This window comes from Bradyrhizobium altum (assembly GCF_020889705.1).
GTDB classification, from domain to species: domain Bacteria; phylum Pseudomonadota; class Alphaproteobacteria; order Rhizobiales; family Xanthobacteraceae; genus Bradyrhizobium; species Bradyrhizobium altum.
This window is the reverse complement of record NZ_JACMYP010000008.1, coordinates 38,686-51,947: the sequence shown is the minus strand read 5'-3', so window position 1 is coordinate 51,947 and position 13,262 is coordinate 38,686. Positions and strand designations below refer to the sequence as shown.

Sequence of the window (13,262 nt, the reverse complement as noted above, 5' to 3'; positions counted from 1 at the left end):
TTGCTCGAATTCGGTGGGTGTGGACACAAAGATTGTCGGGCGCTATCGCGTCTCGGCTTAATGCCAGGCTCACGGCCATCTCGAGCTGGCGCTGGCAGATCTCTTGTTTGAACGTCTCGCATTTTGACCACACGCGTTATCTGCACATCCAACATTGAATTGTTGGATTTTAATCGGATAAACTGATCAAATTGCTCTACTCTACATCCCACTATCGCGCTAACGGCGCGTTCGACCGACGAGATTGGAATGAATCAGCCAGCTTCGACCGGTGGCGCGGCTTTCGAGAGCTTTCCAGCGGGCCTTGAGAGCACCGAACTTGTGACTGGAAACCGCGACCTTGCTTGCACAAGAGGTCGTTTGATTTTGATCGAGGAGACTGATTAAATCGCACATGCTTGACGCTCGCCAGCTCCGCTATTTCATCGCCGTCGCGGAAGAGCTCCACTTCGCGCGCGCCGCGGACAGGCTGAACGTGGCGCAATCTGCGGTGAGCTTACAGATCAAGGGATTGGAGGAGGCATTCGGCGCTCGTCTTCTGAATCGCCGGAAGCGGGCGGCGGTGTCACTTACCGAGGCGGGGCAGCTCTTCTTATCGGAAGCCGTTGCCGCCGTCCGCCAGCTGGAAAGGGCTGAGCAGGTCGGGCGCCTTGCGGCGCGCGGCGAGCTTGGTCAGATCGAAGTCGGGTACGTGACGTCGGCGGCCATGAACCGTACTCTCCAAAGCCTGCTGCGGGAATACCGGCGCAGTCGCCCTGCGGTGCAGCTTCGCCTAACCGACATGGAGACACCGCGGCAGCTCGACGCGCTCGCCGAAGGTCGCCTGGATGTTGCGCTAATACGACCCCGACCGAGTTATGCGGCGGGGCTGGCGGCCCAAGTGATTCATCGCGAAGCTCTTTGCCTTGCACTCGCCGCCGATCATCCGCTTGCGCGCAAGCGCACGCTAAGAGCCTCCGACTTGGGCAATGAACCCTTTCTCGTCCCTCAGCTGACTGAAAGCTTAGGCTTCGGAAGCTACCTGGAACGACTGGCGACCGTTGGCAGTTTCACGGTCACGATGGTCCATGACGTCTGCGATTTCGTAACGGCGCTCACCATGGCCGCCGGCGGTTACGGCGTGGTGCTGGGACCTGAATCCATGCGCGCGTTGGGCTTCCCTGAGATTGTATTCCGACCACTCGCAGATTTTCCTGAGAAGGTGGAGCTGGCGGTAGCATTCCGCGCGGCCGAGCCTTCTGCGGCCGTGCGCACCTTCATCGACTTGGCCACCGCCCTCGGCCGGCGTCGTGAACCGAAACGGCCAGCTCGGCAAGCGCAGTGAGACGGTTGAGACCACACTCGGCGGTTATCGAGCCCATCGAATGCAGCGAGTTAGCTTTCACCTCGGATACCCCCAATGCGGGATCAGCTCCGGGTTGACGGACCCGACGCTGTTTGCCTTGCCCGACGGGGCCTCGAAAATCGTGGCGATCGGATCGAAGAAGCGACCGCTTGCGGCTCACTTTCCAGCAAATGCGCACGTCACTCCCGAGGCTGGAGACTGGCGATCTCCTTCTTCTGCACGCCTTCTTCAACATATCCTTGGATTGTCGCCGTCGTCGCAAACGCCGCCGGGCTCGTCGTCGGGCGGTGCAGCAAGTTCACTTGCGTGCGGTATTGGAATGCGAGCATTGCGGCTAATCCAATGGCCGGTGGAGAAGGCCCTCGCATTGCCTTTCGTGACGACATGTGGCTCGGTCACGGAGTGTTCGTGAGCGTCGGCGGAGATTGCGAAAATGAAGGCAGCGATCAATCCAGCCGACAAGAGTTTGGTTGCCGTCATTGAACTTCTTCTTTTGGAGCTAAAGACGCTTGGCTTCTTTCGCGGCGAGCAGCATTCGCGCGTGCGGCAAGTAATTCCAGCAGCATGGTGTCACGTTCGCGCTCAAGTTCCTCTAAGGGGCGGCTACCGGCTTCCTTGAGGACTCCGCTGATGATTGTTTGCCTGATCTCCGGGGTAAACTCCGTGATCGTCCCGAGATCTTTCCACCAGGTCGAGATCGGGCCAGAGAGGTGATCCATGAAATGTTGAATACCACCTTGACCGCCACCAAGGTGAAACAGCATGTTGGGTCCCATTACGCCCCAACGCAGCCCAGGTCCCCAGCTTACAGCAGCGTCGGCATCAGCCACATCGAGCACGCCTTGCTCGATCAGGTAAACGACCTCGCGATACAGCGCGCCTTGGATACGGTTCGCAACGTGTCCAACCATCTCCTTTCGGACATGGATCGCCTTTTTGCCGATCGATCTGTAAAACTCGAGTGCTCGATGCACGGTTTCGGGTGAGGTTTTGGCGCCCGCGACGACCTCGACCAACGGAATCATGTGAGGAGGATTGAAGGGGTGCCCAATGACACAGCGTTCTGGATGCTTGCACGCAGACTGGATGATGCTCATCGTCAGCCCGGACGAACTCGATGCAATCACCGAATCGGGAGGAGTAGCCGCGTCGATTTCCGCAAACAGCTTGATCTTGAAATCCGGGCGTTCTGGCCCGCTCTCCTGGACAAAGTCCGCGTCCGCCAGTGCGCGCTTCATATCGCCAGTGAATTCAAGACGATCTTTCGAGGCATTTTGCGAAAGTCCGAGAACCTCGAGCGCTTTCCAGGCGGCGTCAACATATTGACGCAGATCGGCCTCCGCATTGGGAGCCGGATCGGTCGCGACGACGTTGAAGCCACGCGCCAGGTACAGGGCGGCCCAGCTCGCGCCGATAACTCCCGTACCGACGACTGCTATCTTTCGAACTTCCCTGCTGTTGGACATCATAGGTTCTCTCATCGATTGTGAATCTTCATTCCGCGGGCCTAATGCTGCGCGGAGGCCCTTCGGTACTTACAAGGCGGTGGCACTGGACGCGCCGGGTGCGCGCGTCCTTTGCTTGCACGGTATGCATACGTGTTGGCGGTACGACCACGCTCAGGTAAAGGCGGATATCCCGGTTTGAGCGCGGCCCAGGATTAGCGCGTGGACATCGTCAGTACCCTCGTAGGTATTTACGGCCATCAAGTTCAGCACGTGCCGAATGACGTGATGCTCGTCGATGATGCCATTGGCTCCGAGCATGTCTCGTGCCGTCAATGCGATCTCAAGTGCTGTCTTGGCGCAGTAGCGCTTGACCAGGCTGATCACCTCGTGCGCGCACTCACCCTCATCGAGCAATCTTGCGACTCTCAGGCATGCCTGCGACATCAAGGCAACCTGCGTTTCCATATCTGCCAACTTCCGCTGAATGAGTTGGTTTGCAGCCAATGGTCGGCCAAATTGCTTCCGTTGCAAGGTGTAGTCTCTCGCAATTTTCCAGCATGCCTCGGCGGCACCGATCACTCCCCAGGCGATACTAAATCGTGCTTTGTTCAGCGACATAAACGGCGCCGACAACCCCTTGGCTTTCGGAAGTACATTCGTCTCGGGAACGAACACTTGATCCAATCGGAACTCGCATGTCGGAGCGGCGCGTAAGGAAAACTTTCCATGAATATTCTCCGCGCTTAGTCCGGGAGTGCCATTTTCGACGATAAATCCTCGGACAATGCCCTCTTCGTCCCTCGCCCAAATAACCAGAATATCTGCAATGGTTGCGAGGCCGATCCATTTCTTGTGTCCATTGAGTTGATAGCCCCCAGACACCTTCGTTGCCCTGGTTTCCATCGACCCTGGGTCCGAGCCGTGATTTGGTTCGGTTAGACCAAAACACGCGATCAATTCACCTCTGGCCAAACCCGGAAGGAATCTTGCCTTCTGTTCCTCTGATCCGTTCAGATAGATTGCTTCGGTCGCCAGGCTGGATTGAACGCTGTATACGGTTCTATAGGCGGAATCGACCCGCTCGAGCTCGCGGGACACAAGGCCGTAACAGACATGGTTCAGGCCGCGGAAGCCGAAGCCGTGCAGGTTGATACCTAAAAACCCGTTGCTGCCCAATTCCTTCACCAGGGATGGGATGTCCTCATAATTCTCCGTCCTATGTGCTTCGAGCGCGCGAGGCAGAAGACTCCCCTGCGCGTATTCGAATGCTTTCCGTTGGACTTCCCTTTCGACGTCGGTCAGTTGCAAGTCCAACCGCAGCGGATCATCCCAATGGAAGATCGCCTTTTCGGTCGCGGTGGGTTTCGTCACTATTGACATGTTCTTTCTCCTTTGTTTGTCAGATGCTCACTTATTCATGAAGTCTGCTGCTTTGCGGGGCATGCGGGATTGCGCCGGCGGCGCGCAGCTCATCGATCTGAGCTGCATCGAAGCCTAGTTCCTCCAGTACCTCGTCGGTGTGTTCGCCCAGTGCGGGAGCCGTGCGGGGCGCGACCTTAGGCGACTCCTTGATGACCACTGGGCTGTCCACCGTCATTGTCACTCCGCCGCCTTCCGCTATCGGAACGAGGATGTGGTTGGCCAGCAATTGTGGATCTTTCACGATTTCATCCCAGACCTGCACGGCTCCATAAGGCAGGTGAGCGGCATCGAGAACCGACCTCCAATGCGCGAGCGGGTGCCCGCCGAACACACGATCGATCTCAGCCACCAAGGCGCCGGAGTTAGCGTGACGACGCTCCGCATCAGCGAACCTCGGATCCGACAGCATGTCGGAGCGCTCGATAGCCCGAGCAAAAACGGGCCAGTTCTTGTCTTCCTGGACGAACGCGAGCAGGATCCAGCGACTGTCCTGGCTTCGGTAACTGTTGAAGAGTGCATTCGGGGGACGGCGTCGATCTATTTCGTGGCTGAACTTCGCGCCCTGCAGCGCGGCCTGCAACCACATGGCTGTCGCCCACACGCCGTTGGCGATCAAGGAGGTGCGGACATTGCAGCCCTTGCCGGTGCGCTCGCGCCGATAAAGCCCGCTCACGATTCCGGCGTAGAGGGAGATCGCAGTGGCATGGTCGCCAATCCCTGGCACCGGCAAGGCGGGCGGACTAGACGCTTGGCGAGTGACATGCATCAAACCCGAACGCGCCCAATACGCAGTCGTGTCGTATCCGGGCTTGTCCGCTTCCGGTCCCACCTCACCATATCCGGTGATATCGGCGTAGATGAGACGTGGATTGAGCAAAGATACATCTTCGTAGTTCAAACCCAGCCTTTGTCGCACCCGAGGAGGAAAATTCGTCACGAGAACGTCGGCCCACTTTACTAGGCGAGCCAAAACCTCCGCCGAATGTGGGTTCTTCAAATCCACCACCAAGCTTCGCTTGTTGCGATTGGTGAGCTGCCATGCATAGTTTTCTTTCGAAGATGGATTTGGCGGGCTCAAGTATGTGTGTCGATACGGATCCCCCATCCCGGGTGCTTCTACCTTGACCACTTCGGCACCAAAATCCGACAGCACGGTCGTAGCAGTAGGGCCAGCGATGAAACTGGCGATATCGAGAACCCTAAGTCCCGAAAACAGCGGGCGCTCATCAAACACTGCGTTCGGCAAGATGGATTTCATCGCGGCACCTCTCATCTATGGAGCCGCATTCTCAACACGTCGCTATCTGCACATCCAACATAAACTTGTTGGATTTTAATCTGGCCGCCAGATTAAATTTCGGTCGAGGAATAAGCAGCTTGAACTCGACACCGCCAGCTTGAAATGCAGAGAGAGCAAAGTGCTCCTGGCAACGGATCCATTCGGCAAAAATTGCAACGAACACAGCGGCCGCCGAAATCACGGTGTGACAGGATTTAGAAGGACGTGTCCAACGTTAGGCTGCGGTTCGGAATGAAAGTGCACCACCGCTGGCGCCCTGCCCGGGCAAGCGTCCCAACTCGGTACTCGATCCTGATGCTCGCAACGTCCTGCGTGGTGATGGCTATTTCCCGACAAAAACTTCTTGAGAGGCTCTCTGGCGGATTGGCGTGCTGCGCTCTGTTGCTTGCACTTTCATAAGCACATCGCTCAGGAACAACGCGGGTGAGAGACCTAAACCTCCGTTTCCACATCGGTAGGCGACTCAGAAGCTCTATTGCTGCTGCGGTTTTCGTATTGAGGATGTCAACTATCCGGTTGAGTTCGGGCAGCGAACGTGACTTCCTCCTGAGCCATTTTTAAACCGATTTGCAGTGCGCGCGAGGTGGAGCGCTTAGGCGACGCTTAACAATAAAGGATGAGCTCAGGCTGCTCCAGCATTGTCCACGAGGATATTGAAGCCCGACTCCGCGGCGGCGAATATCTCCGCCAATGTCTGCACGCTCTTTCTGCCGCCATTTGGAAAACTCGATCGCGGTCCGTTGGCACGCAGCGGTATCTCTGGACGAGATGTAAGCCCGCGCGCCCCTGCGATGGCCGGTTGCATTTTTCAAATGCGTCCCGACCTGCCCAGTTAACGCAGCGCCCGATGGCAAGCGATTCTGTTACCAGTCTGTTGGTAGAAGCGTTTGGCGCGTTCGACGTCCGAAACAGGAAAAACGGCCAGGTCGACCTTCATATCGACTTGGCCCCTGCGTTTAGTCCTGTATCACATCCGCACCAATGTCGCGCCTTCGTTACCCAGGAACCGCATGCCGGCGTCGGTGCAGCTCGGTGGAGTACTCGACTTGTGGATCAATCATGCGGTCATGTGGCCTTCCCCGAGCGATCGATGACGTTCGTCATCTGATCGACGCGATCGGCAAGATAGGCGGTCATGTTGCGGATAATCAGTGGCATGGCCATCTGCTGATACTCCTCAAACAGGCCTCCAATATGCGGGCTCATGAAGACATGGGGAAGGTCCCATAGCGGGCTTTCGTCCGGCAACGGCTCGGTAGTGAACACATCAAGTCCTGCGCCTGCGATATCGCGTTCCCTGAGAGCTCTGATCAGCGCCTGCTCGTCGACCGTATCCCCTCGTCCGACATTAATGAAATAAGCGCTGGGCTTCATATGGGCAAAAACGTTACCGTCGATGATCTTGCGGTTCGCCACGTCGCCAGGCAGCACGTTGATGACGTAATCCGCTGCTGCGGCAACTTTTGGCAATTCTCGTCGCGGCACGACCTCGTCAAATCCGGGAACCGCTCGAGGCGTCTGGCTCACGCCGATCACCCGCACGTCCATGGCTTTCAACAAGTAACCGATCGCGGCGCCCGCGATGCCAGTGCCGACCACAACTGCGGTTTTGCCGGCTAGTAAGGGCCACGCGCGACGATCCCAGCGGCGAGAAGTTTTGTCACGGACGAGGCCGTTACTGTCATGGCTGATCGAGAGCATCAGATGCAGGACGGTCTCGCGCAAAGCTGGCCCGTGGATACCGCGACCGCTAGTCAGAAGAACGTCCTGAGCCAGGGTTTTATTGCGCAAAAAGTAATCGACGCCGGTCGCCAACGATTGCACCCATTTCAAGTTCGGCATCCGCGTGAACAGCGCTTCCGTGACACCCAAGCCGAAGGCGATTAGAACCTCGACCTTGCCATAGTCGACATGATCGTCAGCTGGAGATCGCGCGACCTGAATCTCCAGATCGCTAAATCGTTCACGCAAATTGGCTGCGTATGCGTCTGCGTGGGTTTCTAGCACCAGAACGTTGGTCATGAGCGGTCGCCTTGTTCACTTCAGGGGGCCTCTGGACAGCGCGGGTATGTCGGACGGGGTGTCGCTCGCCTGACGTTCTGCGTTCGGTGTAGCCGGGTCGTGCGCGTCCATCAGGCTGCCTCCGCAATGTCGATGACGACCTTGCCCGTCGCCTCCCTCGATTCGAGATATTGGTAGGCGTCAGTCGCGGCCGCAAGAGTGAAGCGAGTTTCGTCGACGAGTGGTTGAAGATGGCCGGCGTCGGCCAACGCAGCAACATCACGCAAGATTGCGCCGTGTCGCTCGCGGCCTTCTCCTGTCAACAGTGGCAACAGCATGAATATGACGTGCAGAGACAACCCTTTCAGATGCATCGCCTTGAGATTGACCGTGGTCAGGGCCATGGTGGAAACGACCTGCCCGCCATTTCTTGCAGCCCGGAATGACTGTTCGAGATGTTGACCGCCGATTGTGTCGAATACGATGTCGAAACCGGCATCGCCAGTGACGCGCCTGACGTAAGCCTCCACCGTTTCAGCCCGATAGTCGATCGCGTCGATGGCACCCATGCGCAATGCAGTCGCGCGCGATCCCGCCGATACCGTGGTAAAAACCTTTGCGCCATACGCCGCGGCGAGCTGTATGGCCACGTGACCGACTCCACCTGTACCACCGTGGACCAGGACGCGGTGTGCGGGCGAAACGCCGCCACGAGTTAGTCCTTCGTGGGCCGTGATCGCAACGAGGGGCAGCGCAGCCGCCTCTTTCATGGAAAGAGTTCTTCTTTTGCGCCAACAACCTGGCATCCGCGAGCACGTACTGGGCGAGCGTTCCGCCTGAACCGCGAACACCGCCAACGCAACCGAACACCTCGTCGCCTGGGGCAAATTCCCTCACGTCTTCGCCCACGGCCTCCACAACTCCGGCGACGTCACATCCGATGGTCCCGGGAAGAGACGGGCTGAACGGGGACCCCTTTCGGATGCTGACATCGACCGGATTGACCGACGCAGCGGCGGCACGAATTAGAACTGACCCTCGACTGACACGAGGGATAGGAAGGTCATCCAGAGACAAGTTCTCGAGACCACCGAATTCCCTAAGGACGACCGCTTTCATTGTGCACTCCTCACGAGTGCGGCGCAAAGCCGGAATAAGGCTTTAGCGGCACGATCAGCGGGGACTGCAAGAAGCCAGCGCGAACGAGCGGCAACTCACCAAGCTTCTGGGCGATATCATCGATCGCGTGCGCTTCCACGATCATACAGGCTCCTCCAGCGTCGCCCCGCAGCCAGACCTGCTGAACCAGCCCCTCGGTATAGAAACCGCGCACTTTCTCGAACTCCGCTTCCCTGATCTCGGTAGGGGCAGGGGTTGTTGCCTTATCCGGATGGCGGCTGAACAGAATCATGAATTGCATGGGCAGTTCTCCTCTGCGAGGTGGGGGCCTTATTGGCTCGCCCTTACTCTGCGCAGGCGCGCAGGTGATCTCCATTGTACGATGGCGTTCGCAATACCTTTGGATTGGTCAGCGCAAGATTGCACTAGGTCGACTTCGCGCTTTGAAAGCTCGACGACCGTGATCCGGTAGCCAGGCCAATCAAAGACGTCGTCGTCGGAGCATTCAGCGATCAGGGTGCACTCTGACCTTCTGCAATCGGTAGGGCGAAAAAACGGGCGGTCGTCGAATAATTCGTTTGGCAGGAAGGAGTTCATCGGGACACCTCTCCGATTGCAGGCCCCGTATTCTGACCACGTGCGCTGTCTGTAAATCCAACATCGAATAGTTGGATTTTAATTCCTCAGACTGATTAAATCCGGCTCATGATATTGACCACGGCCGGCGCAGCTAATGAGCTGTCGCGCATCGGTTCATTTGGAGGTAGGACTTTTATCGAGGAAGGCTGGCGCGCCCAAGATCATTTTGACGCTTTTATCGGGACCTTCGCCACGCCACGGTGTCCGAGGCGGTCGCCGCCGGACATTCTGACAAAATGCGCTCTATCGCGGCTATCGCCACCGGTACAACTGCAACCAAGTCACGTGCTTCCATGAAAGATTTGCATGACGGTTCGTGCAAGCGTCCAAACGTGTAGCTCAAGGAGATCAACCCATGAAGACGATCGCGTGGTTTGACGATCTCGCTGTCGGGATGAAGTTCAAGAGCGGTGAAGCTCGGATCACCGCCCCCGAAATGAAGCGCTTTGCAGCCGAATTCGACCCGCAACCGATGCATCTCGACGAAGACGCCGCGGCAAAAACCTTTTTCAAGGGTCTTGCTGCTTCGGGATGGCACACGGCCTCGATTGGTATGAGGTTGCTAGTTGAAACGCGCCCCTTCGGAGATCATCCGATCGTCGGCATTGGTGGGGGCGTCCGCTGGCTGGCCCCGGTCCGTGCCGGTGACGTGCTGCATATCGAGGGTGAGATCGAAAGTCTCACGCCTTCTAAGAGCAAGCCGCAAGGCACGGTGAACATGAAATGGACGATGTACAATCAAGACGGCCTCGCGGTGTACGCGTTCACGCCCATGACGATCGTTCCATGCCGGCCGGAGTGATGAGGCGCCTCAGCAGGCAACTCGACGCGAGTGGCGTCGACGTTGCCGGCTCTTTCAGCTGCCTCGGGCGCAGGCCCTCGATCGCGACTTCCAGGCGGTCTATGGGCCGGCGTGGCCAGCGGGTACATCCGAGTCAGCTAATCACTGCGGTCTAGCAGCACGAAGTCCGCGGCGGGATCACGCTGCAGCCAAATTAACAGTTCGCATGTCACCCGAGAGGTCGCGCAACGGGCACGCTTGGCAACATGCAGGGCGTCCGCCTCAAGGATGCCTCGGTATTCGGTCTGCGAACGGCGGTGAAGTTCTGAAAGAACTGTTATGCGACGCAAGCGGCGGATCATAAGGTATGAGACGGATTGTCATCAACTCCGCCGCCTTTGCCCGCACCTTAATCGTGTTCAAAGGTCCGACCAAGGCGCGACTGGCGCGCGCATTGGAGGGACGGATCGACTCGCTACTGCGAGTTGGCCTCCCTTGGTATCGTCGCGAAGGGGCTGAAGTGAGCAACCGCTATCATCTCCCATCGACGCCTTATGAGCGTGCCTTGACGCATCCCAAGGTGACCGCGGCCGTGAAGAAACGGCTCCGCGATCAGTATCGCTCGCTCGATCCGGTCGCGCTGTTGGCGGAGATTCGCGCGACCCAAGAGGAATTAGGCAATCGCGTCGATCATCGAACCGGACAGGCGCGCGGCCCGCAACCCGCTCACACTAGCATCCTGCCAGCGACCGCGGCGACCCTCGAAGACGCTCGGCAAGACCGCGATGGTCGGCGAGCCGCGTGCCACGCACCGGCGAAATCGTCGGCCCTATAAGACCAGAGTTCGCATGCCGTCCAAGCTCGACCCGCATATTGCCGCGATCGAAGCGTGGCTCGCAGAGCAGCCGCAGCTGACGGCGCTCGCAATCGTCGGCCGGCTGCGCGAGAAATACCCCGAGGAGTTTGGAAAGAGACAGCATTCGATTGTGCAACGTCTGCTGAGGGCGCTCAGACGGAGGGCTGCCGAACGGTTGGTCGCCCAGGGCCCGCTCGACGACGCCGCGGTCCCCGCCCCATTCTCCGGGGTTGTGGACGGCTCGGGCTATGTAAGGCCCGGCCCGCCCACAGCCCCTCTCGTCGAGCAAGCCGGGAAAGCCATCTGGCGCGACCGATTAATCGACATCGGATCGTCATCGGCAATGGCGCCATCACGTTAACATTCTCAGATGCGGCAATACGGGGGGCAGATTTGAACGCCAGTGACAGCCAATCCTGACGTGATGCAAAACGCTGCGTTCAATACGGCGACGTGGTAGGGTGTAACGGGCGGCTGCTTCCCGGGCCCCGCGGCGCTGCTGGTCGATCCGAGCAATCCCGCGGTAGCCGAGACCACAGGGAACCGGATGCTGGTGGGGACCCGCACAGGAGTGCTAGAGTTGCATGTGCTCAATGCCTCTAGGGCTCCGCGCCAGTTCCCGTCGCGAACACCGCCCGCCGAGCAAGGACCGCGGGCCTGAACGACGCCACGATCACCACCAGCAGCGCGGCCCACGCCGGCACGGTCCATGGCCACGGGGATCCGACGCCGCCCAGGGAGGTCACTCCGCCCGTTGTACGCGCTCGGGCTTCGCGCTCCGACCGCACCATCACCTCCCACTGAAATGAAGCTCGAATGGTACCCCAGCTAGCTGCCAGAACACTCTGCGAGACGATCGGCGGGCACGGCGTGCTCGCGGCTCCTTCGCCCTCCCGTCAGTGCGCGCGCCTGCAAAACATCATCGCCGACGCCTGCACGAAGGTGGCATCGGGGATAGCGAGGCGTTGGTCCAGGCTGGGCGCCGTAGTTAAGATCGGCGATCCGTCAACTTGGAGGTGGCGGACCTTCTGTCGACGGTCGCCACGCAGACCTTCGCGTTCCTGCCAATGTCCGCTTTGACGCGCTCCCGGACCGTCCCGCGTTAGCATCCGGCGAAGATGCCGAGCATCTGAAAGGGATTTCCGTATGAGACTCGGCTTTTTAATCGCGGCAGCGTTCGCGAGCGGCGGGTTTATCTTCAGATCCTTACCGCGGGCGGTGCCGAAAGCTGTGGTGTTGAGCAATGCCCAGCATCGCCCCATAAACACTGTCAGGCCCTAACCTGGGAGCCGCGCCGCCTGGCAGTTCCAGGTCCATTCTGCCTGCCGGCGTTAGCTCGCAGCCGTTCAACACACTCCTATTGGGGTATTGCGAGTCAAACAAAGCCGGATTTGCATTCGCCCACGTCGGGCACTGGGCGCTTGCAGAGCCTATCACGCCAAATGACATAATCGCTGCAATAATAGAAGTCCTGATTCCAATCATGGCTCTAACTCCGAACAGTTCTCGTTTTCGTGCGGAGCATTCGCGCTGGCCGGAATCGACTGTTGCGGTGGGACCAGCGATGAAGCTGGCATTATCGAGAACCCTAAGTCCCGAAAACAACGGGCGGTCATCGAACGATTCGTTGGGCAAGATGGAGTTCATCGGGACACCTCTCGTTATGGGCCCGCATTCTGACCACACGCCCAGTCTGCACATCCAACATCGAATAGTTGGATTTTAGTTCTGCAGGCCGATTAAACCGCACGTTACGGTTGTTCGCTCCGGCCAGCACATCAATGAGCCGGTCGCGCATGGTTCAATTCAGGCCTCTTGTCCCGGCATGTCCAAGATCATTTTGAATCGGGTCGGACAGTCAAATTAGTACTCGACCTCGACACATCGAGTTTTCTCAGAGACCATGAGCAAACCTCGCCCTCGCCGGCATTCGAAGCCGCTGCGTCGGCTCAGGATACGTCCAGGGAGCGTCCGCGCTTTGACGTTGAGCCGTGCTGCTTGCTTGAGAAAGCACAAGCAAAAGAGATGGATATCTCAGTCGAAGCCGCAAAAGGGCGATTCAGCCCGTTAGTGAGCGAGTTTGAATTTGCGGCCGACCAGCTTCCTCGGTGCCGCGATTACTTCTACCGGGGAACACTCCGTCACACAGTCTCGGACGGCGGCGAAGGCGCTAGGGCGACTGTGTCAACACAACGAGAGGGGGATGCCAAGAGCACCATCAAGGACACCAGCGACAATGTCGCCAGCGTGGCGGCTCCCCTCTGACGGCATCCGACCGACACGCGGTGGTTCTCCTATCGTCCGAGACCGGTCGGCCTCCTCGGGCCGAACTGATAAGCTTTGCGACCAAT

13 protein-coding genes are annotated in these 13,262 nt (G+C 58.6%); 5 read left to right on the top strand and 8 right to left on the bottom strand.

The genetic code is table 11. The features are described from left to right. Window positions 1-394: 394 nt before the first annotated feature. Window positions 395-1,324, top strand: a complete 930-nt coding sequence (locus H8B02_RS04485) for a LysR substrate-binding domain-containing protein (protein WP_229165056.1) — start codon at window positions 395-397, stop codon at window positions 1,322-1,324. Between the two features lie 249 nt (window positions 1,325-1,573). On the opposite strand, the gene H8B02_RS04480 is transcribed toward H8B02_RS04485, so the two are convergent. From H8B02_RS04480 to H8B02_RS04445, 8 genes are all read right to left on the bottom strand, one after another. Next, the gene (locus H8B02_RS04480) at window positions 1,574-1,825 is read right to left on the bottom strand and encodes a hypothetical protein (protein WP_229165055.1); all 252 of its coding nucleotides are present in this window, start codon (window positions 1,823-1,825) and stop codon (window positions 1,574-1,576) included. Continuing rightward, entirely contained in the window at window positions 1,822-2,814 is a 993-nt protein-coding gene (locus tag H8B02_RS04475) for a 3-hydroxyacyl-CoA dehydrogenase NAD-binding domain-containing protein (RefSeq protein ID WP_229165054.1), read from the bottom strand. Before H8B02_RS04475 ends, H8B02_RS04480 begins: the two co-directional genes overlap by 4 nt. Before the next feature lie 150 nt (window positions 2,815-2,964). Next, on the bottom strand, window positions 2,965-4,173 hold the full coding sequence (locus H8B02_RS04470) for an acyl-CoA dehydrogenase family protein (protein WP_229165053.1): 1,209 nt from the start codon (window positions 4,171-4,173) through the stop codon (window positions 2,965-2,967). Between the two features lie 31 nt (window positions 4,174-4,204). Then, window positions 4,205-5,473, bottom strand: coding sequence for a CaiB/BaiF CoA transferase family protein (locus H8B02_RS04465; protein WP_229165052.1), 1,269 nt, complete (start codon window positions 5,471-5,473; stop codon window positions 4,205-4,207). Window positions 5,474-6,580: 1,107 nt separating this feature from the next. Continuing rightward, a complete protein-coding gene (locus H8B02_RS04460; RefSeq protein ID WP_229165051.1) occupies window positions 6,581-7,537 on the bottom strand; it encodes a D-2-hydroxyacid dehydrogenase in 957 nt (318 codons plus the stop codon). Between the two features lie 110 nt (window positions 7,538-7,647). Then, window positions 7,648-8,166, bottom strand: a complete 519-nt coding sequence (locus H8B02_RS04455) for a zinc-binding dehydrogenase (RefSeq protein WP_229165050.1) — start codon at window positions 8,164-8,166, stop codon at window positions 7,648-7,650. After that, window positions 8,051-8,635, bottom strand: a complete 585-nt coding sequence (locus tag H8B02_RS48385; protein ID WP_229165049.1) for an alcohol dehydrogenase catalytic domain-containing protein — start codon at window positions 8,633-8,635, stop codon at window positions 8,051-8,053. The genes H8B02_RS04455 and H8B02_RS48385 overlap by 116 nt, the downstream gene beginning before the upstream one ends. Window positions 8,636-8,645: 10 nt before the next feature. Beyond that, window positions 8,646-8,936 carry a hypothetical protein gene (locus tag H8B02_RS04445; protein ID WP_229165048.1) on the bottom strand — a complete coding sequence of 97 codons (291 nt, stop codon included), beginning with the start codon at window positions 8,934-8,936 and terminating at the stop codon, window positions 8,646-8,648. 693 nt (window positions 8,937-9,629) lie between these two features. Here H8B02_RS04445 and H8B02_RS04440 point away from each other — a divergent pair. From H8B02_RS04440 to H8B02_RS04425, 4 genes are all read left to right on the top strand, one after another. Continuing rightward, a complete protein-coding gene (locus H8B02_RS04440; RefSeq protein ID WP_229165047.1) occupies window positions 9,630-10,076 on the top strand; it encodes a MaoC family dehydratase in 447 nt (148 codons plus the stop codon). Window positions 10,077-10,422: 346 nt separating this feature from the next. Next, window positions 10,423-10,890, top strand: coding sequence for a hypothetical protein (locus tag H8B02_RS04435; protein ID WP_229165046.1), 468 nt, complete (start codon window positions 10,423-10,425; stop codon window positions 10,888-10,890). A 13-nt stretch (window positions 10,891-10,903) separates the two neighbouring features. Further along, window positions 10,904-11,272, top strand: a complete 369-nt coding sequence (locus tag H8B02_RS04430) for a hypothetical protein (RefSeq protein WP_229165045.1) — start codon at window positions 10,904-10,906, stop codon at window positions 11,270-11,272. Window positions 11,273-12,909: 1,637 nt separating this feature from the next. Continuing rightward, a complete protein-coding gene (locus H8B02_RS04425; protein WP_229165044.1) occupies window positions 12,910-13,176 on the top strand; it encodes a hypothetical protein in 267 nt (88 codons plus the stop codon). Window positions 13,177-13,262: the final 86 nt, after the last annotated feature.